This is a genomic window from Variovorax sp. VNK109, assembly GCF_049445855.1.
Taxonomy (GTDB): Bacteria; Pseudomonadota; Gammaproteobacteria; order Burkholderiales; family Burkholderiaceae_C; genus JAGOCV01.
The window spans coordinates 538,642-557,940 of sequence record NZ_JBMSDV010000003.1 but is presented as its reverse complement, the minus strand read 5'-3'; the positions used below and the strand labels follow the sequence as shown (position 1 = coordinate 557,940).

The 19,299-nt window shown below is 65.4% G+C and carries 16 protein-coding genes; all 16 read right to left on the bottom strand.

Features of this window, described 5'->3' with window-relative positions:
* The 16 genes from ACO2Q9_RS13700 to ACO2Q9_RS13625 all read right to left on the bottom strand — a co-directional run bounded on the left by ACO2Q9_RS13700 (position 1) and on the right by ACO2Q9_RS13625 (position 19,296).
* Complete coding sequence (locus ACO2Q9_RS13700) at positions 1–786, bottom strand: cell division protein FtsQ/DivIB (RefSeq protein WP_423312274.1); 786 nt, start codon at positions 784–786, stop codon at positions 1–3.
* Positions 783–1,754 carry a D-alanine--D-alanine ligase gene (locus ACO2Q9_RS13695; protein WP_423312272.1) on the bottom strand — a complete coding sequence of 324 codons (972 nt, stop codon included), beginning with the start codon at positions 1,752–1,754 and terminating at the stop codon, positions 783–785. Before ACO2Q9_RS13695 ends, ACO2Q9_RS13700 begins: the two co-directional genes overlap by 4 nt.
* A gap of 23 nt (positions 1,755–1,777) precedes the next feature.
* The gene (gene murC / locus ACO2Q9_RS13690) at positions 1,778–3,181 is read right to left on the bottom strand and encodes a UDP-N-acetylmuramate--L-alanine ligase (protein WP_423312270.1); all 1,404 of its coding nucleotides are present in this window, start codon (positions 3,179–3,181) and stop codon (positions 1,778–1,780) included.
* A complete protein-coding gene (murG, locus tag ACO2Q9_RS13685; RefSeq protein WP_423312269.1) occupies positions 3,178–4,254 on the bottom strand; it encodes an undecaprenyldiphospho-muramoylpentapeptide beta-N-acetylglucosaminyltransferase in 1,077 nt (358 codons plus the stop codon). The genes murC and murG overlap by 4 nt, the downstream gene beginning before the upstream one ends.
* Positions 4,251–5,471 (bottom strand): putative lipid II flippase FtsW, encoded by a 1,221-nt coding sequence (gene ftsW, locus ACO2Q9_RS13680; RefSeq protein WP_423312488.1) that lies wholly within the window; start codon positions 5,469–5,471, stop codon positions 4,251–4,253. Before ftsW ends, murG begins: the two co-directional genes overlap by 4 nt.
* A 38-nt stretch (positions 5,472–5,509) precedes the next feature.
* Positions 5,510–7,201, bottom strand: a complete 1,692-nt coding sequence (gene murD / locus ACO2Q9_RS13675; protein WP_423312267.1) for a UDP-N-acetylmuramoyl-L-alanine--D-glutamate ligase — start codon at positions 7,199–7,201, stop codon at positions 5,510–5,512.
* Positions 7,202–7,214: 13 nt separating this feature from the next.
* A complete protein-coding gene (gene mraY, locus ACO2Q9_RS13670) occupies positions 7,215–8,393 on the bottom strand; it encodes a phospho-N-acetylmuramoyl-pentapeptide-transferase (protein ID WP_423312265.1) in 1,179 nt (392 codons plus the stop codon).
* Positions 8,383–9,810: a UDP-N-acetylmuramoyl-tripeptide--D-alanyl-D-alanine ligase gene (locus ACO2Q9_RS13665; protein ID WP_423312263.1), complete on the bottom strand. Its 1,428-nt coding sequence runs from the start codon at positions 9,808–9,810 to the stop codon at positions 8,383–8,385. Before ACO2Q9_RS13665 ends, mraY begins: the two co-directional genes overlap by 11 nt.
* A complete protein-coding gene (locus ACO2Q9_RS13660) occupies positions 9,807–11,294 on the bottom strand; it encodes a UDP-N-acetylmuramoyl-L-alanyl-D-glutamate--2,6-diaminopimelate ligase (protein ID WP_423312261.1) in 1,488 nt (495 codons plus the stop codon). Before ACO2Q9_RS13660 ends, ACO2Q9_RS13665 begins: the two co-directional genes overlap by 4 nt.
* 1 nt (position 11,295) lies before the next feature.
* A complete protein-coding gene (locus ACO2Q9_RS13655; RefSeq protein ID WP_423312487.1) occupies positions 11,296–13,029 on the bottom strand; it encodes a peptidoglycan D,D-transpeptidase FtsI family protein in 1,734 nt (577 codons plus the stop codon).
* A gap of 8 nt (positions 13,030–13,037) precedes the next feature.
* The gene (gene ftsL, locus ACO2Q9_RS13650; RefSeq protein WP_423312259.1) at positions 13,038–13,382 is read right to left on the bottom strand and encodes a cell division protein FtsL; all 345 of its coding nucleotides are present in this window, start codon (positions 13,380–13,382) and stop codon (positions 13,038–13,040) included.
* The gene (rsmH, locus tag ACO2Q9_RS13645; RefSeq protein WP_423312257.1) at positions 13,379–14,335 is read right to left on the bottom strand and encodes a 16S rRNA (cytosine(1402)-N(4))-methyltransferase RsmH; all 957 of its coding nucleotides are present in this window, start codon (positions 14,333–14,335) and stop codon (positions 13,379–13,381) included. The genes ftsL and rsmH overlap by 4 nt, the downstream gene beginning before the upstream one ends.
* A gap of 9 nt (positions 14,336–14,344) precedes the next feature.
* Positions 14,345–14,773, bottom strand: a complete 429-nt coding sequence (mraZ, locus tag ACO2Q9_RS13640; RefSeq protein WP_423312255.1) for a division/cell wall cluster transcriptional repressor MraZ — start codon at positions 14,771–14,773, stop codon at positions 14,345–14,347.
* A 313-nt stretch (positions 14,774–15,086) separates the two neighbouring features.
* Complete coding sequence (locus ACO2Q9_RS13635) at positions 15,087–16,892, bottom strand: STAS domain-containing protein (RefSeq protein WP_423312253.1); 1,806 nt, start codon at positions 16,890–16,892, stop codon at positions 15,087–15,089.
* Between the two features lie 33 nt (positions 16,893–16,925).
* Entirely contained in the window at positions 16,926–18,005 is a 1,080-nt protein-coding gene (dksA, locus tag ACO2Q9_RS13630; protein ID WP_423312251.1) for an RNA polymerase-binding protein DksA, read from the bottom strand.
* Positions 18,006–18,234: 229 nt separating this feature from the next.
* Positions 18,235–19,296, bottom strand: a complete 1,062-nt coding sequence (locus ACO2Q9_RS13625) for a CobW family GTP-binding protein (protein WP_423312249.1) — start codon at positions 19,294–19,296, stop codon at positions 18,235–18,237.
* Positions 19,297–19,299: the final 3 nt, after the last annotated feature.

Sequence of the window (19,299 nt, the reverse complement as noted above, 5' to 3'; positions counted from 1 at the left end):
TCATTTCTTCTGCGCGTCGGGCACGACCGTCGTCACCCCGCGCAGCCGCACCGCATAACCCTGTGTGTGCCGCAGGTCCGCCGACTCCAGCATGTCGGGCCGGCGTCCGTAGCGCGAGGTCACCTGTGTCAGCGTGTTCACGAACACTTCCGTGCGTGCCTGCACTTCCTGCACGCTGCCGCGCCCCAGTTCCACTTCGGCACCGGTGTCGAGTTCGACACGCCAGCCGCCGCGCCCCGAAAGCATCAGTTCCTCGATGCCCAGGTCCAGCGGATCGAACAGCGGCTTCAAGGCGAGATACATCGTCAGCACCTCGGCCGACTGGCCCTCCGGTCCACGCAAGCGCGGCAGGTTGTCCTGCTCCACGTCCCCCGCATTCGCCTCGAACACTTCGCCCTGGCTGTTGACGAGGCGCGATCCATCTTCGTCACCCCAGAAGGCCACGGCCTGGTGTTCCTGCAGCGTCACGCCCAGCCGGTTGGGGAATTCGCGGCGTACCACCGCGCGGCGCACCCAGGGCACGGCTTCGAATGCGGCGCGTGCACGCGCAAGGTCCACCGTGAAGAAGTTGCCCACCAGCTTGGGCGCCACGTTGGCGCGCAGCGTGAGCGCGTTGTTGTGCTGCGTATCGCCATTGATCGTGATACCGGCAATGGTGAACACCGGGTGGCGCAGCGCCCACCAGGCCACGGCTGCGATTCCGCCGACCGCGCAGACGACGAACAGCACCGACGCGGTGGCGTTCATCAGCTTCACGTCGAAGGGAACCTGCAGCGTGGAGTTCATCCCTGGCCCTCTCCCGTGGACTGGTCCAGCGCGGCCGACGCCAGCAGCTGCATGCAAAGGTCTTCATAGCTGATGCCGGCGGCACGCGCGGACATCGGCACCAGCGAATGGCCGGTCATGCCGGGCGAGGTGTTGATCTCAAGCAGGTAGGGCTCGCGCGTCTTGCCGTCGATCATCACGTCCACGCGTCCCCATCCCCGGCAGTTCAGCACGCGGTAGGCACGCACGACCAGTTCCTGGATGCGTTTCTCCTCATCGGCCGGAAGGCCGGAGGGCACGAGGTACTTGGTGTCGTCGGTGAAGTACTTGTTCTGGTAGTCGTAGTTGCCTTCGGGCGCGACGATGCGGATCACCGGCAGCGCGCGGGCTTCATCGCCCGTGCCGAGGATGGGGCAGGTCACCTCGTCGCCCGAGATGAACTGCTCGCACAGCACGTCTGCGTCGAGCTTCGACGCAGCCTCGACGGCGTCAGCCATGCCCGAATAACCCGCCACCTTGGTCACACCGATCGACGACCCTTCGCGCGCGGGCTTCACGATCACCGGCAGACCGAGCGTGTCGGGGATCTCGATCACGTCCTTGCGGTCGAACTTGCCGCGACGCAGCAGCTTGTACCTGGGCGTCGGTACGCCGTCAGCCAGCCACACGCGCTTGGTGGTGACCTTGTCGATCGCGATGCTCGACGCCATGACCCCCGAACCCGTGTAAGGGATGCCCAGCAGTTCCAGCGCGCCCTGCACGGTGCCGTCTTCGCCGAAGCGGCCATGCAGGGCGATGAAGCAGCGCTTGAAGCCCTTCTTCTTGAGTTCGGACAGGTCACGCTCGGCCGGGTCGAACGCATGCGCATCGACGCCGCGCGACTGCAGGGCCTTGAGCACACCCGCACCCGACATGAGCGACACCTCGCGCTCCGCGGAGCGGCCGCCCATGAGCACGGCCACCTTGCCGAACTCGCCGTGCTTCTGCATGTTGACCTGTGTACTGCCCGTCGTCACTTCACACCCCCGAGTTCAACCACGCGCGCAGGCACGGCGCCAATGGTGCCCGCACCCATGCACATCACCACGTCGCCGTCACGCGCGTTGTCCAGCACGGCCTGCGGCATCGCCGAGATGTCGTCCACGAACACAGGCTCCAGCTTGCCGGCCACGCGCAATGCACGGGCGAGCGAGCGACCGTCCGCCGCGACGATCGGCGCTTCGCCAGCGGCATACACCTCGGCCAGCAGCACGGCATCGGCATGGCCGATGACTTTCACGAAATCCTCGAAGCAGTCGCGCGTGCGCGTGTAGCGGTGCGGCTGGAACGCCAGAACCAGACGGCGACCAGGGAACGCGCCCCGCGCGGCGGCCAGCGTGACTTCCATTTCCACCGGGTGATGGCCATAGTCATCGATCACCGTGAACGAACCGCCGCCCTGCGCCGGCACATCACCATAGCTCTGGAAGCGGCGGCCCACGCCCTTGAATTCAGCCAGCGCCTTCTGCACCGCCGCGTCGGGCACATTGAGTTCGACCGCCACCGAAATCGCGGCCAGCGAATTGCGCACGTTGTGCTCGCCCGCGAGGTTGAGCACGATGTCCAGGTCCGGCAGCGTGACGCCGTTGCGGCGCTGCACGGTGAAGTGCATCTGGCCGTTCACGGGCCGCACGTTGACGGCGCGGACCTGTGCTCCCTCACCGAAGCCGTAGCTCGTGACGGGACAGGACACCTGCGACACGATCTCGTTCACCGCGGGATCGTCTGTGCACAGGATGGCCGTGCCGTAGAACGGCATGCGGTGCAGGAAGTCCACGAACGCGCCCTTGAGCTTGCCGAAGTCGTGGCCGTAGGTCTCCATGTGGTCTGCGTCGATGTTGGTCACGACCGCCATCACCGGCAGCAGGTTGAGGAATGAGGCGTCGGACTCGTCGGCTTCCACCACGATGTAGTCGCCCGTGCCGAGCTTGGCGTTTGCGCCCGCGCTGTTGAGCTTGCCGCCGATCACGAAAGTCGGGTCGAGCCCTGCCTCGGCCAGCACGCTCGCGACGAGGCTGGTCGTCGTCGTCTTGCCGTGCGTGCCGGCGATCGCAATGCCGCGCTTGAGGCGCATGAGCTCGGCCAGCATCAGCGCGCGCGGCACGATGGGGATGCGCTTCTCACGCGCGGCCAGCACTTCGGGGTTGTCCTGCTGCACGGCGGTGGAGGTGACCACCGCGTCCGCGCCGGTCACATGTGCCGCCGCATGGCCCACGTGCGTCACCATGCCGAGCGAGGCCAACCGGCGCAGCGTGGGGCTGTCCGACAGATCCGAGCCCGAAATCGTGTAGCCCAGGTTGAGCAGCACCTCGGCGATGCCGCTCATGCCGGCGCCGCCGATGCCCACGAAATGAATGTGACGGATGGCATGCTTCATGCCGTGATCTCCTCGCAGGCCAGCACCACCTCGCGCGTGGCGTTGACCTTCTCCAGTTGTTTCGCCTTCTGCGCCCGCGCGAGCAGTTCGCCTCGCGTGAGACCGATGAGCATCTGCGCAAGACCGTCGGGGGTGAGCGTGGCTTGCGGCACGAGCCAGCCGCCACCGGCATCGACGATGAACCTCGCGTTGGTGGTCTGGTGGTCGTCCACCGCAGCGGGGAACGGCACATACAGTGCGGCCGCGCCGACAGCGGCCAGCTCCGTGACCGTGCTCGCGCCGGCGCGGCAGATCACGAGATCGGCTTCGGCGAAGGCCGATGCCGTGTCGTCGATGAACGGCGTCAACTCGGCTTTCACACCGGCCGCCGCGTAGTTGGCCCGCAGCGCATCGATCTGCGCAGCACCGCTCTGATGCAGCACTTCGGGGCGTTGCGTTTCGGGTAGCCGCGCCAGGGCCTGCGGCACGATCTCGTTGAGTGCGCGGGCACCGAGGCTGCCGCCGACCACCACGATGCGCAGCGGGCCGTCGCGACCCGCAAAGCGCGCTTCGGGCGTCGGCTGCTGCGTGAATTCCTTGCGCAGCGGATTGCCGATCCACAGGCCCTTGGGGAACACGTTCGGAAAGGCGGTGAACACGCGGTCGGCCACGCCGGCAAGCACCTTGTTGGCCATGCCGGCCACCGAGTTCTGCTCATGCAGCACGAGCGGCTTGCCGAGCAGCACGCCCATCATGCCGCCCGGGAAGGTGATATAGCCACCCAGCCCCACCACCACATCGGGCTTCACGCGCCGCACCACCTGGATGCTCTGCCAGAAGGCCAGCAGCAGGCGCAAGGGCAACAGCGCCAGCGTGACAGGCCCCTTGCCGCGCACGCCGGAGAAATCCACGGCCTCGAAAGCGAAGCCGCGCGGTGGCACCAGACGGCTCTCCATGCTCGGCGACGCGGCGGTGCCGGGCGCGCCGAGCCAGTGCACCTGCCAGCCGCGCTCACGCAAGGCTTCGGCCACAGCCAGGCCCGGGAAGATGTGTCCGCCTGTGCCGCCTGCCATGATGAGCGCCTTCTTGCTCATACGCGGCCTCCACGCATCAGGGTGCGGTTTTCGAAGTCGATGCGCAGCACCACGGCCAGCGCCACCAGGTTCATCAGGATCGCCGACCCCCCATAACTCATGAGCGGCAGCGTGAGCCCTTTGGTGGGCAGCGCGCCCAGGTTCACGCCCATGTTGATGAACGCCTGGAAGCCGATCCAGATGCCGACGCCCTGCGCGACCAGGCCCGCGAACACGCGGTCCAGCGCGATGGCCTGGCGGCCGATGTGCATGATGCGCCGCGTGAGCCAGAGGAAGAGGCCGAGCACGCACAGCACGCCGATGAGGCCGAACTCCTCGCCGATCACGGCGAGCAGGAAATCGGTGTGCGCCTCGGGCAGCCAGTGCAGTTTCTCGACGCTGCCGCCCAGGCCCACGCCGAAAATCTCGCCACGCCCGATGGCGATCAGCGAATGCGAGAGCTGGTAGCCCTTGCCCAGCGCATGCTTCTCGCTCCACGGATCGAGGTACGCGAAGATGCGTTCGCGCCGCCAGTCCGACAGCATCACCATCATGCTGAAGGCGAACACCATCACGGTGGCGATCAGGAAGAACATGCGCGCGTTCACACCACCCAGGAACAGGATGCCCATGGCGATGACAGCGATCACCATGAACGCGCCCATGTCAGGCTCGGCCAGCAGCAGCATGCCCACCACGCCGACGGCAATGGCCATGGGCATGACGGCGCGGAAGAAGCGTTCCTTCACGTCCATCTTGCGCACCATGTAGTCCGCCGCGTAGAGCAGCACCGCGAACTTGGCGAGCTCCGACGGCTGGAAGTTCATGATGCCGAAAGAGATCCAGCGGCGCGCGCCGTTGACGCCCTTGCCCACGTGCGGAATGAGCACGGCGATGAGCAATACCAGCGACACGACGAAGAGCCACGGCGCCCACTTCTCCCACTTGGCGAGCGGAATCTGGAAGGCGATGAGCGCTGCCACGAAGGCCACCACCAGCGACACCATGTGACGCGAGAGGAAGTGCGTGTGCGCGTAGCGTGCGAAACGCGGGTTGTCCGGCATGGCGATGGACGCCGAATACACCATCACCAGACCCCAGGCCAGCAAAGCCACCACCACCCACAGCAGCGGCTGGTCGAAGCCCTTGAACGTGGCAGGCACGGCGCGCGTGCGGCCGTACTCGGCGCTGCCCGTGCGCACCGGCAGGGCATCGTCGCCCTTGCCACCGCCGAACATGCCACCGAGAAACCCGGAAAAGCGTGCCGCCAGACTGCTCACAGCGCCTCCTCCTGCAAAGCCTCGACCGCGGCGCGGAACACGCGGCCACGGTGCGGGTAGTTGTCGAACATGTCGAAGCTCGCGCAGGCCGGCGACATCAGGACCGCGTCGCCGGCATGGGCGCGCTGCGTGGCCTGTGCCACCGCGTCTTCCATGCTGGTCGCGTCCAGCAAGGTCACGCCCGTGCCTTCGAGCGCCGCGCGGATGATCGGCGCATCGCGGCCGATGAGAACGGCTGCACGCGCAAAGCGCTGCACCGGCGCTGCGAGCGGCGAGAAGTCCTGCCCCTTGCCTTCGCCGCCCAGGATGACCACCACGCGGCGATCCGCACCGATGCCCTGCAACGCCGCCACCGTCGCACCGACGTTCGTGCCCTTGCTGTCGTCGAAGTACTCGACGTCATGCACAACGCCGACCGGTTCGACACGATGCGGCTCACCGCGATATTCACGCAGGCCATAGAGCATGGGTGCAAGCTGGCAGCCGGCGCTCACCGCGAGTGCAAGCGCGGACAACGCGTTCACCGCGTTGTGGCGACCGTGGATGCGCAGTGCATCCACCGGCATCAGGCGCTGGATGTGCAGTTCTTCCTCTTCCTCATTGCGGCGCTTGCGACGCGTTTCGTCGGCTTCGTGCGCGCGCACCAGCCAGGCCATGCCGTTCACGGTTTCGATGCCGAAATCGCCGGGGCGCGCCGGCATGTCGGCACCGAACGTCACCACGACGCGCGATGGCGTCTTGTCATTCTTCGCACGCGACGGCGGCTGCATCGCCATGACAAGCGGATCTTCGCGGTTGAGCAGCATCGCGCCGCGACTGCCGAACACGCGCGACTTCGCAGCCGCATAGGCCTGCATGTCGCCATGCCAGTCGAGGTGGTCCTGCGTGATGTTGAGCAGCGCGGCAGCGGTCGGCTCGAAACCTTTCACGCCGTCGAGCTGGAAGCTGGAGAGTTCGAGCACCCAGACTTCGGGCAGCACAGCGATCGCGGGGTCGACCGGGGGTGCGGGCGGCACTTCGATAGCGGGCATGATCGCCTCATCGCTGGCGGCTGCTTCGGATTCCGGCTCAGCCACAGGCTCTTCTTCTGTCTGGTCGGCAATCAGTTCGGTTGCTGTGTCGCCTTCCGCTTCAGCGATGTCTTCTTCGACCGCCTCTGCAACGGTCTTCTCCGGCAGATCGCGGATCGCCTCCGTCAACGTGTCCAGCAGCGTCGGGCCGATGTTGCCGGCGACCGCGACGCGCTTGCCTGCGCGTTCCACCAGCTGACCGGTGAGCGCCGTCACCGTGGTCTTGCCGTTGGTGCCGGTCACGGCAAGCACATGCGGCGCGTAACCGCGCTCGTCCTTGAGCACTTGCAGCGCGCGGGCAAACAGGTCGAGTTCACCGCCGGTCCACAGGCCCTGTGCCACAGCGGCATCCATGACAGGCGCCACTTCACCCGGCTTGAGACCGGGGCTGCGGAACACGGCACGCACGTCCGTTCCTTCCACCAGCGACGCAGTGAACGTGCCCGGTACGAAGCGCGCTTCGGGCACTTCCCCTTGCAAGGTCCCGAGCCCCGGTGGCGTATCACGCGTATCGGCCACGGTGACCTTCGCCCCCATGCGCACGCACCAGCGCGCCATCGCCAGGCCCGATGTTCCCAGGCCCAGGATCAGCACGTGTTGGTCTTGGAGGAAGTTCATGCGCCCGTCTTCCTCACCGCAGCTTCAGCGTGGACAGGCCGATCAGGCACAGCAGCATGGTGATGATCCAGAAACGCACCACGACTTGCGTTTCCTTCCAGCCCGACTTCTCGAAGTGATGATGCAGCGGCGCCATCCTGAACAGACGACGGCCTTCACCGTAGCGACGCTTGGTGTACTTGAAGTAGGTCACCTGCATCATCACCGACAACGCTTCCACCACGAAGATGCCACCCATGATGGCCAGCACGATTTCCTGGCGCACGATGACGGCGATGGTCCCCAGCGCAGCGCCCAGTGCCAGCGCACCTACGTCACCCATGAACACCTGCGCCGGATGTGCGTTGAACCAGAGGAACGCCAGGCCGGCCCCCGCCATCGCCGAGCAGAAGATCAGCAGTTCACCCGAGCCGGGAATGTTGGGGAACAGCAGGTACTTCGAATACACCGCGCTGCCCGTGACGTAAGCGAATACGCCGAGTGCGGAACCGACCATCACCACCGGCATGATGGCGAGACCGTCCAGGCCGTCCGTGAGGTTGACCGCATTGCTCGAACCCACGATCACGAGGTAGGTGAGGATCACGAAGCCGAACACGCCCAGCGGATAGGTGATCTCCTTGAAGAACGGCACCTGCAGGCCGGCCTTGGGTGGCAGGTTCACGTCGAAGCCCGAACGCACCCAGGTCATGAAGAGTTCCACCACCTTGAGGTTGGAACTCTCGGAGATGCTGAACACGAGGTACACGGCAGCAATGAGGCCGATCACCGATTGCCAGAAGTACTTCTCGCGCGAGCGCATGCCCTCCGGGTCCTTGTTGACAACCTTGCGCCAGTCGTCCACCCAGCCGATGGCGCCGAAGCCCAGCGTGACGAGAAGCACGATCCACACGAAGCGGTTGGACAGGTCGAACCACAACAACGTGGAGATTGCGATCGACAGCAGCACGAGCACGCCGCCCATGGTGGGCGTACCGCTCTTGGAAAGGTGCGTTTCCATGCCGTAGCCGCGCACGGGCTGGCCGATCTTGAGCGCAGTGAGGCGACGGATCACATAGGGACCGGCGAGCAGGCCGATGAGGAGCGATGTCATGGCTGCCATCACCGCACGGAAGGTGAGGTACTGGAAGACCCGGAACGATGCGAATTCGGGCGAGAGTGCTTGCAGCCACTGGGCCAGGCTAAGCAGCATGGATGTTCTCCTGTTCTTGTTCGTGTGGCTGCGCCAGCGCCGTGATGGCTTGCACCACGCGCTCCATCTTCATGAAGCGCGAGCCCTTGACGAGCACACTGGCTGTCTGGGGAAGCGTTGCCGCGACAGCCGTGTTGAGCGCCGCGATGTTGTCAGGGGTGTCATGGCCGAAATGGCGTCCCGAACCGAATGCCTGCGAGATGCCGGCAGCCTGCTCGCCCAGCGTGAAAAGCTGTTCGATGCCGCGCGCGCGTGCATGCGCACCGACTTCTGCATGGAAGGCCGGTCCTTCGTTGCCTACCTCGCCCATGTCGCCCAGCACGAGCACGCGCGGGCCGGGCAGTTCGGCGAGCACGTCGATGGCGGCGCGCACGGAGTCGGGATTGGCGTTGTAGGTATCGTCCACCACGGTGAGCACGCGCCCGGCGAACCGGAGTGCCAGCGCACGGGAGCGCCCCTTGACCGGCTCGAAGGTCTCGAGTCCTTGCGCAATGGCGGAGAGCGGCGCTCCGGCAGCCAGCGACGCGGCCACGGCCGCCAGCGAATTCTTCACGTTGTGGCGGCCGGCGATATGCAGCCCATGGCTCAGGTCACCGGCCGGCGTGCGTGCGCGGACCTGCCATGCGCCCTCGCCCCAGCGGGCGTCAAGCAGTGTCACATCGGCCGGACCGGCGAGCGCGAATGTCATGCATGCCCGCCCCGCGGCGAGCTTCTGCCATACCGGCGCGAATTCGTCGTCGGCCGGGAACACGGCCGTGCCGCTGCCGGGCAGGCTGCCGATGGCGGAGCCATTCTCGTGCGCTACGGCCTCGACGGTGGCCATGAATTCCTGGTGCTCACGCTGCGCGTTGTTCACGAGCACGACCGTCGGCTTGGCGATGCGCGCGAGGTAGTCGATTTCGCCCGGGTGGTTCATGCCGAGCTCCACCACACCCGCAGTGTGATCTGCCGTCAGCCGCATCAACGTGAGCGGCACGCCGATGTCGTTGTTCAGGTTGCCCTGGGTTGCAAAGGCATGCTCGCCTTTCCAGGCACGCAGGATGGACGCGATCATCTGCGTCACCGTGGTCTTGCCGTTGCTGCCGGTCACGGCGATGAGCGGCAAGCGGAACTGCGCGCGCCAGCCGGCCGCGAGCTGGCCGAGGGCGATGCGACTGTCTGCCACCTGCAGGCCAGGAAGCCCTGCTTCAGCAAGACCGCGCTCGGCGATGGCCGCCACCGCGCCCTTGTCCTGCGCCTGCGACAGGAACTCGTGCGCGTCGAAACGCTCGCCGCGCAACGCCACGAACAGGTCCCCGGCTTCGAGCGTGCGGGTGTCGGTGTGCACGCGGCGCACGGTCACGTCGTCACCGACGAGCGTTGCGCCCGGCAACCAGGGCATGGCCTGCGACAGGGAGAAGAGCTGCACGCCGTTCATGCCTTGCCCTCCTGCGAACGGGCGGCAAGTGCGCGCGCGGCATGCTCGACATCGGAAAACTCCTCTCGCCGGCCTGCCACTTCCTGCCAGGCCTCGTGCCCCTTGCCGGCAATCAGGACCACGTCCTGTGCCCCGGCCTGCTTCAGCGCATCCGCGATCGCGGACGCACGGTCGACCTGCACCTGCGCGGCTTCCGGTTTGGTGAGACCGAGCAGGATCTGGCTCACGATGGCTTCGGGCTTTTCGCTGCGCGGGTTGTCACTGGTGATGACAATGCTGTCCGCGCACTTCTCGGCCACAGCGCCCATCATCGGTCGCTTGACCGGATCGCGATCGCCGCCGCAGCCGAACACACACCAGAGCCTGCCGCCGCGTTCGACGGTCAGCGTGCGAAGACCCGTGAGCGCCTTGTCGAGCGCATCGGGCGTGTGGGCGTAGTCCACCACTGCAAGCGGCTGACCCGCGACACTGTCCACGCGTTGCATGCGCCCGGGCACAGGCAGCAAGCCGGTGCATGCCGTCACCGCATCGGCAAGCGGCACATCCATCGCGCGCAACGCACCGATGACGCCCAGCAGGTTCGAAACGTTGTACTGGCCGATCAGTTGTGTCTGCAGGCTGTGCCGCTGGCCATCTTCGACCACATCGAAGCGCAGGCCCTGCTCCGTCGTCACGATGGACTGCGCGCACAGGCGCGCATCGCCGACCGCCGAGAAGGTCCACAGGTCCATCGGCTCGCCGAGTTCACCCGCGAGTGTCGCGCCTTGCACGTCATCCACATTGACGACGGCCGCTGCAAGGCCCGGCCAGCGGAACAGCTCGGCCTTGGCCTGCCAGTAGGCGTCCATGCTCGCGTGGTAGTCCAGATGGTCCTGCGTGAAGTTGGTGAACACGGCCACGCGGATGCGCGTGCCGTCGAGCCGTCGTTCGGCAATGCCGATGGACGAAGCCTCGATCGCGCAGGCGCTGAATGACTTGTCTGCGCACACGCGGAACGTGCGTTGCAGCAGGACCGGGTCCGGCGTCGTCAGTCCGTTGTACCGGACATCCGGCGGCACGCCGACACCCAGGGTTCCGACGACTGCGCACGGGGCCCCGGACCTGAGGCGTGAGATCGCCTGCGCGAGCCACCATGCGGTGGATGTCTTGCCGTTGGTGCCCGTCACCGCCAGCACATCAAGCTCTGCGGACGGATCTTCGAAGTAGGCGGAAGCGATGAGCCCGGTGGCCGCCTTGAGGCCTTCGTAACCTGCAATGTCGTCGCCCTGCAGGTCGAACTGGTCTGCGCCCTGCAATTCCACCAGGCACGCGGTCGCGCCCTGCGCGCGTGCCGCGCCGACGAACTGGCGACCGTCGGTCGCGAAGCCGGGCCATGCGATGAAGCCGTCGCCGTCGCGCACCAGGCGACTGTCCACCGTGAGGTTGGCGCTCACGCGTGTGCGCAACCACTGTGCAGCTTCGGCGGGCGTGTTCAGGCGCTGCATGTCAGAAGCTCTCCTGCACCGCGTTGGCCACGACCTGCGGCTTCACCGCCATGTCGGGCTGCACGCCCATCATGCGCAGCGACTGCTGCACCACTTCGCTGAACACCGGTGCGGCCACATCGCCACCGAAATACTTGCCGGCGCTCGGCTCGTCCACCATCACCGCGACAATGATGCGCGGCTTGTCGATGGGCGCCATGCCCACGAACCACGAGCGGTACTTGTCGGCCGCATAGGCCTTGCCCACCTGCTTGTGCGCGGTGCCGGACTTGCCACCCACCGAGTAGCCCAGCGTCTGCGCCTTGGGGCCGGTCCCGCCGGGGCCGGCGGCCATCTGCAGCATCTTGCGCACTTCGGCTACCGTCTTCGGCGACAGCACCTGCACACCCGTCACGGGCTCGTCGATCTTCATCAGCGTGGCGGGAATGATCTGCCCGTCGTGCGCGAACACGGTGTACGACCGCGCGATCTGGAACAGGCTGGCCGACAGGCCGTAGCCATACGACATGGTCGCCTGCTCCACCGGCTTCCACGTCTTGTAGGGCCGAAGCCGACCCGATACCGCGCCGGGGAAGGTGATCTGCGGGCGCTGGCCGAAGCCCGATTGCGAGAAAAGGTCCCACATCTCGCGCGGCTGCATCTGCAGCGCGAGCTTGAGCGTGCCGACGTTGCTCGACTTCTGCAGCACTTCCTGCACCGTCAGCACGCCGTGCGGATGCGAGTCGGAAATGCGCGAGCCACCGATGACCACATAGCCCGGCGCGGTCTGGATCGGTGTGAGGGGCGTCACGCGGTTCGTTTCGAGCGCGAGACCGATGGTGAACGGCTTCATCGTCGAGCCCGGCTCGAACACATCGGTCAGCGCGATGTTGCGCAACTGGCCGCTGCTGAGGTTCTGGCGGCGGTTGGGGTCGTAGCTCGGGTAGTTGGCCATCGCCAGCACTTCGCCGCTCTGGGTGTCCAGTACCACCACGCTGCCCGCGCGCGCCTTGTTCGCGATGACTGCATCGCGCAGTTTCTGCCACGCGAAGAACTGCACCTTGCTGTCGATGGACAGCTGCATGTCGCGGCCGTCCACCGGCGGCACCTGCTCGCCCACGTCTTCCACCACGCGGCCGAGGCGGTCCTTGATGACACGACGCGAACCGGCGCGTCCCGCCAGGTCCTTGTTGAAGGCGAGCTCGATGCCTTCCTGCCCGTTGTCCTCGATGTTGGTGAAACCGACCACGTGCGCAGCCGCTTCGCCTTCGGGGTACTTGCGCTTGTATTCCTTGCGCTGGTAGATGCCCTTGATGTTGAGCGCGGCGATCTGCTGCGCCACAGGCTCGTCCACCTGGCGCTTGATCCACACGAAGGTCTTGTCTTCGTTCTCGAGCTTCCTGTTCAGGTCTGCCAGCGGCATTTCGAGCAGCTTCGCGAGTTGCTGCAGCTTGGCACGATCACGGTCCACGTCCTCCGGGATTGCCCAGATGCTCGGTGCCGGCACGCTGGACGCGAGGATGAGACCGTTGCGGTCGAGGATGCGGCCACGGTTGGCCGGCAGCTCCAGCGTGCGGGCGAACCGCACTTCGCCCTGGCGCTGGAAGAAGTCGTTGCCCAGCACCTGGATGTACGCGGCACGGCCCGCCAGCCCCACGAAGCCCAGCGCGATCGCCCCGACCACCAGCTTGCTGCGCCAGACCGGCGTCTTGCTGGCCAGCAGCGGGCTGGAGGTGTAGGCCACACTGCGGCTCATGCGGCGGCTCATGGCGCTTCACCCCTGGCAGGCGCCTGCACGGATGTTTGCGAAGGCGCAGGCGTCACCGCGCCGGCAGTGGCGGAGGTACCCTTGTACGTCACGTACTGCGTGATGGCCGGCGTGGCCGAGCGCATCTTGAGCTGCTCCTTGGCAAGCCGTTCCACGCGCAGCGGCGTGGCCTGCGCGCGTTTCTCGACCTGCAGGCGCTCGTTCTCGAGTTCGAGGCGGCGCGCTTCGGCGTGCGCCTTGTCGATCTCCACGAACAGGCGGCGCGACTCGTACTGCGTGCGCACGAGGTACAGCGCGCTCGCCATCACGGCCAGCAGCAGCACGAGGTTGAGCCGCGTCACGCCGCAGTCCTTTCAGCCACGCGCATAATGGCGCTGCGCGAACGCGGGTTGCGCGCCACCTCCCCGGCCGACGGCTTGATGCGGTCGATCGTGCGCAGCTTCATCGGCTTGGGCTCGGCAAACGGCGCGCGGCGGTCGTACACCTCGCGCGAATGCTTCGTCATGAACTGCTTGACGATGCGGTCTTCCAGCGAATGGAAGCTGATCACCACGAGCCGGCCCTGGGGTTGGAGAACATCGAGGCTGGCCTCTAGCGCTTGTTGCAGCTCTTCAAGCTCGGCGTTGATGAAAATCCGAAGAGCCTGAAATGTGCGCGTTGCAGGGTCCTGGCCCGGCTCGCGGGTTTTGACCGCACCAGCCACGAGCTGGGCCAGTTCAGCGGTGGTTGAAACTGGGCCCCGTTCCTGTCGGCGAGCAACAAGCGCCTTTGCAATCTGAAGAGCAAACCGTTCTTCCCCATAGTCACGAATCACCTCCGCGATCTGTTGTACTTCTGCCTCGGCCAGCCAATCGGCCACGCTCTGTCCGCGCGTGGTGTCCATGCGCATGTCCAGCGGGCCGTCGAAACGAAAAGAAAAACCCCGTGCGGGGTTGTCGATCTGGGGCGAGCTGACGCCCAGATCCATCAGGATGCCCGCCGCACTGGCGGCCGGCATGTCGGTCAGGTGAGAAAAGCCCTCGTGACGGATCACGAAGCGAGGGTCCGGGATGCGGCGCGCCTCGGCAACGGCTTCGGTGTCCTTGTCGAAGGCAATCAAGCGCCCCTGCGGCGACAGGCGCGAGAGGATGAGGCGCGAATGGCCGCCGCGGCCGAACGTCGCATCGACGTACGTGCCCGCTGCACGATCCGCGGTTGCTGCAGGATCGGTTGCTGCCAGTTCGCCGGTTGTTGCCAGAAGAGAGTCGACTGCTTCGTTCAACAAGACGGTGGTGTGTTGCCATGTGGTGTCCACCGCCTGCCTTCAGAAAGAGAAGTCCTTGAAGACATCGGGCATGTCGCCCTGCATCGCTTGCGCTTCCTGCGCGTCGTACGTCGCCTTGTCCCACAGTTCGAAGTGGTTGCCCATGCCCAGCAGCATGGTGTCGCGCGTGATGCCGGCGGCGCTGCGCAATTCGGGCGAGATCAATACGCGGCCGGTCGCATCCACCTCCACGTCCATCGCGTTGCCAAGGAAGATGCGCTTCCACCACTGGGCCGACATCGGCAGCGCGGCGATGCGCTCGCGGAATTTCTCCCATTCGGGACGGGGAAACACCATCAGGCAGCCGTGCGGGTGCTTGGTGATGGTGAGCTGGCCGGATGCCGTTGCGGAAAGCACGTCGCGATGGCGCGTCGGGACAGACAGCCGCCCCTTGGCATCCAGACTCAGCGACGAAGCCCCTTGAAACACGGCCAGAAATCCTCTCTGCTTGGCAGATTTGCGAACGGCCTTCGTTGAAGGCACTTTTCACCACTTAATTGCACTTTTTTGCACTGTAGCAGGAAAAGCAGAGCGCGCAATAGGAGGAACTGAGTTTTTTGTAATGAAATCAACGACTTAGCGTAGATTTCAAGAGGTAAATTGTTTTAAAAATCGTTCTAAATGAAGCACTTAGCGAACGCTGTGAAAGTGCTTCCTGAAGGATTTCGGCAGTGTGAACAAATGTGGATGCATGCACGTCGCATGCATGCGTGTGCAGCCACAGCTCACCGATGCGCCGGTCTCAGTCGCGGCGCGAAGTCACCTGCGCCAGTTCACTGATGCCGATGACACCCAGGAACGAGGCGACGAGGCGGTGCGCCTCGGTGAAATGCACACGCTTGCCGTGCGCATGGCGGGTCGACACCCAGTTGAGCAGCGTGCCGGCCGCGGAAAAGTCCACGCGGATGAGGCCTGCGCAGGAAATCACCATCTCCTCGGCCTCGCCGAACTTGTTGTTGAGCAGTTCGATGGCGGCCGTTGCGTCACCGAGGATCTGGCCCGACAGGTCGACAGTCAGCGCAGAGAAAGTGGACTCGTCGGCCGATGTGCTCGGGAATTCGCTGCCCATGAGGCTTTGCGACACGGTGGAATATTGCGATTCGTGCGCCTCGCCGATGATGGCGCCACCGGCATCCGGCCCCCCTTCGCCACCCAGCGCCACGAACCCGCACTTCGGCGGCTCCCAGGCAGGCGGCGACACTTCATACGTGACGCAGTAGTTGAGCGCAACCAGCTCGAAATCGTCGGCCTTGCGCAGGATGCGCAGCACGGCCATGCGCAGCAGCCACCAGGCCTGCGCCACGCTGCGGTCGCCGGAAGGCGTCGCATCGCCAAGCACGCTGTCCAGATGACTCGCACCCAGGAAGCCCAGCTGCATCGGCTGGTCGGCCAGGATCGAAAGTTGCCGGTACAACGGCTCCACCGCATCGTCATGGATGGACGACAGCGCACGCCAGTCGACATTCCAGGGTGGCGCGGTCTGCCTGAGCACGCCCACCAACGCGGACAAGCCTTCCAGCGTCAAGGCAGGCGGGCAGGTCCAGTGGATGTTTTCGTTCGTGATGACCGGCTTCGGCGCTGCTGCCTTGGGCGCGGCACGGTTGACCATGTCGGGAATGGAAAACCACGACGGCGCGGAACGGCCGAAGTTCTCGGTGAAACGCTCGGCCTGCGCCTCGAAAGGTTCGCGTTGGCCGGTGGCGCGGTACAGGTCGAACAGCGCGAGCCAGGTTTCCTGGTGCAACGCACGCGGACCACCGACGACGATGGCATCCAGCAACCCGGCCTCGGCACCTGCATCGTCGCCGTTGGCGAACCGGATGGCAGCCTCCTCGAGCTCGGGATCGTGGGCCCCGTCGTCCACCTCGACGTTGAACATCTCGGAGCCGAAGAAGCCGCTGGCCATCAGATCCAGATTGGCCGGTGCCGGCGTGGGCGCCTGGGCGCCCTTCATGCCCTGCTGCAACAAGGCCATCGGGGCCGGTTCGGTCTGCGGGAAGCTGGTACGCATGTCCATGTCGCCGCGCATCGGCGGACGCGTCTCGGGCGCCTGGGCGCGCGTCAGCGGCTCGCCAATGTCTTCGCCCAGGGGCGTGGGCGACGTGGCAGCGGCCGCATCGCCCGTGCTGGACGGCTCGGACTGCGGGAAGTTGCTGGTGCGCTCGGCGATCTCACCATGCTTGGTCTTCCACCATTGCATGGACATCTGCTCTTCGATCTCGTCGATCTTCTTGAGCGTCATCGCGCGGTCGTCCGGCTTGGACGACGAAGTGCTGATCTGGAAGAACGACGGACGCGCGGTCGGGTTCTGCACGCCCAGCGCCTCGCGGCGGCGCAGCTTGCGCAGCATGTCGAACTCGCGCTTGCGCACGAAGTCGTTGCGCCGCTTGCGCTCGATCATTTCCTTCAGCGCGGCCTTGCTGTAGCCGCTGTCCCGGCCCGAGTCGTCCTGATCGAGATCGCTCCAGTTGGTCGTCGGGTTGCGGACGAACCTGACGACCTTGGACAGCAGTCCGCCGTTGCCGTTGCTGGGTTCTTCCTTGGACATCAGTGGGTCAGCCTTCGCGCACTGGACGGGACATCAATCCCCGAACATCTTCTGCTTGAGTTCGCGGCGCTGCTGCGCTTCGAGCGACAGCGTGGCGGTGGGACGCGCCAGAAGGCGGCCGACGCCGATGGGCTCGCCCGTTTCGTCGCAGTAGCCATAGTCGCCTGCATCGATGCGCGCGATCGACTGCTCGATCTTCTTGAGCAGCTTGCGTTCGCGGTCGCGCGTGCGCAACTCGAGCGCGTGCTCTTCCTCGATGGTGGCGCGGTCGGCCGGATCGGGGACGATGACGGTTTCCTCGCGCAGGTGTTCGGTGGTTTCACCGGCGCTGTTCAGGATGTCCTGCTTGAGTTGCGACAGCTTGAAGCGGAAGAACGCCATCTGCTTGTCGTTCATGTATTCGGAGTCCGGCATGGCCAGGACTTCGGCGTCGGTCATCTGGTCAACAGACTTGGTCTTCCAGTTGTTGGCCAGTTTGGGATCTTTCTTGATGGTCACTTGTGGGGGCGGGGCAAGAACAGGAGAGGGCATGGTTTGCAGGTAACTGGCTTTGGCGGCAGTGGAGGCCACCGCCGGCGGCAGGGAAGGAACGGTCAATGCCGCAAGTTTAGAGGAGCGAACGGGCTTGGGTGCAACGGCCTGCTGTGCAGCAGGGACAACGGGTTTCGGCGCCACCGGCGGCACGGGTGCCGGCGCGGGTTTGACCACCGGCTTCGCAACGGCCTTGGGCGCTGCGACAGGTTTGGCCGCAGGCTTGACTGCCTTGGTGGGTGCCTTGACAGGCGTCTTGGCAGCCACCTTGGTCACGGATTTCGCGACGGTTTTCTTCGCGGGCGCTTTCGCAGGTGCTTTGACAGGCGCCTTGGCGGCGGACTTGGCTGCCGGTCTGGCAGCCTTGGCGGGTACTGTTTTTTTCACGACAGGCTTGGCAGCAGCTTTCTTGGGAACAGGCTTCGCGGCCGGCTTGGCCTTCGCGGGAACGGATTTGGCGACCTTGGTCTTGGGGACGGTCTTGGAGACGGTCTTGGCAATGGGCTTGGCAGCGGTTTTGGCTTTTGCAGCCGGCTTTTTCACTTTGGCCTGCTCCTTGGACTTGCTGGATTGCGCTTTCACTACCTGTCTCCTCGCAGGGTCCTTTCGTCTCAGGCAGCGCCCGAACCGGCCCGAACCACTAGATATAGGTAGCCAATTGCTACCAAGACGGGAGTTATACCCTTAATACCTCACAGCAAGGCCCGTTTGGACCTGCTGGGCGCGCGCGATTGTATAGGTTGGCACCAGCAGCGCCGATGCGTTGCAGAAGCGAGACAGTCCGCAAGACCGCGTGAAGCGATACCACGCCTCAGACGAGGCATTGCTCCAGACCCTGCAGCAGGATGTCCTTGGGCAGGTCGATGCCGATGAACACCATCTTGCTGGTCCGTGCTTCGCCCTCGGCCCACAGCGGGCCCAGGTCGGAGCCCATGAGCTGGTGCACGCCCTGGAAGATGACCTTGCGGTCCGTGCCCTTCATGTTGAGCACGCCCTTGTAGCGCAGCATGCGCGGGCCGTAGATGTTGACGATGGCGCCCAGGAAGTCCTCCAGCCGCGCCGCGTCGAACGCGCGGTCGGAGCGGAAGACGAAGCTCTTCACATCGTCGTCGTGATGATGGTGATGGCCATGACCGTGGTCGTGCGCGTGCGACGGGTGGTCGCAGTGCTCGCCATGCTCGTGGTCGTGGTGGTCGTGATCGTGGTCATGGCCGTCTTCCTTGAGGAAGTCCGGGTCGATGTCCAGCTTGGCATTGAGGTTGAAGCCGCGCAGGTCGAACACCTCGCTGATCGCCACATCACCGAAATGCACGGCGCGCTGCGGCGCGCGCGGGTTCATGTGCTTGATGCGGTGCATCAGCGCGTCGGCCTCGTCCTTGGCCACGAGGTCCGTCTTGCTGATGAAGATCTGGTCGGCGAAGCCCACCTGCCGGCGCGCCTCCTGGCGGTCGTTGAGCTGGTTGGCGGCGTGCTTGGCATCCACCAGCGTGAGGATCGAGTCGAGAAGGTAGCTCTCCGCGATCTCATCGTCCATGAAGAAGGTCTGGGCGACCGGGCCGGGGTCGGCCAGACCGGTGGTCTCGATCACCACACGGTCGAAGTCCAGCAGGCCCTGGCGCTTCTTGGCGGCCAGCAGTTGCAGGGCGGAGCGCAGGTCTTCGCGGATGGAGCAGCAGATGCAGCCGTTGCTCATCTGCACGATCTGCTCCTTCGACTCGGTCACGAGGATGTCGTTGTCGATGTTCTCTTCGCCGAATTCGTTCTCGATGACCGCGATCTTCTGGCCGTGCGATTCGCTCAGGATTCGCTTGAGCAATGTGGTTTTGCCGGACCCGAGAAAACCGGTCAGGATGGTGGCAGGAATCAGGCTCATGAA

Coding starts and splice junctions, on each gene's coding strand:
- ACO2Q9_RS13700 (WP_423312274.1), bottom strand. CDS start 786: ATGAACTCCACGCTGCAGGTTCCCTTCGACGTGAAGCTGATGAACGCC.
- ACO2Q9_RS13695 (WP_423312272.1), bottom strand. CDS start 1,754: ATGCAGAAGCACGGCGAGTTCGGCAAGGTGGCCGTGCTCATGGGCGGC.
- murC (WP_423312270.1), bottom strand. CDS start 3,181: ATGAAGCATGCCATCCGTCACATTCATTTCGTGGGCATCGGCGGCGCC.
- murG (WP_423312269.1), bottom strand. CDS start 4,254: ATGAGCAAGAAGGCGCTCATCATGGCAGGCGGCACAGGCGGACACATC.
- ftsW (WP_423312488.1), bottom strand. CDS start 5,471: ATGTTCGGCGGTGGCAAGGGCGACGATGCCCTGCCGGTGCGCACGGGC.
- murD (WP_423312267.1), bottom strand. CDS start 7,201: ATGAACTTCCTCCAAGACCAACACGTGCTGATCCTGGGCCTGGGAACA.
- mraY (WP_423312265.1), bottom strand. CDS start 8,393: ATGCTGCTTAGCCTGGCCCAGTGGCTGCAAGCACTCTCGCCCGAATTC.
- ACO2Q9_RS13665 (WP_423312263.1), bottom strand. CDS start 9,810: ATGAACGGCGTGCAGCTCTTCTCCCTGTCGCAGGCCATGCCCTGGTTG.
- ACO2Q9_RS13660 (WP_423312261.1), bottom strand. CDS start 11,294: ATGCAGCGCCTGAACACGCCCGCCGAAGCTGCACAGTGGTTGCGCACA.
- ACO2Q9_RS13655 (WP_423312487.1), bottom strand. CDS start 13,029: ATGAGCCGCAGTGTGGCCTACACCTCCAGCCCGCTGCTGGCCAGCAAG.
- ACO2Q9_RS13635 (WP_423312253.1), bottom strand. CDS start 16,892: ATGTCCAAGGAAGAACCCAGCAACGGCAACGGCGGACTGCTGTCCAAG.
- ACO2Q9_RS13625 (WP_423312249.1), bottom strand. CDS start 19,296: ATGAGCCTGATTCCTGCCACCATCCTGACCGGTTTTCTCGGGTCCGGC.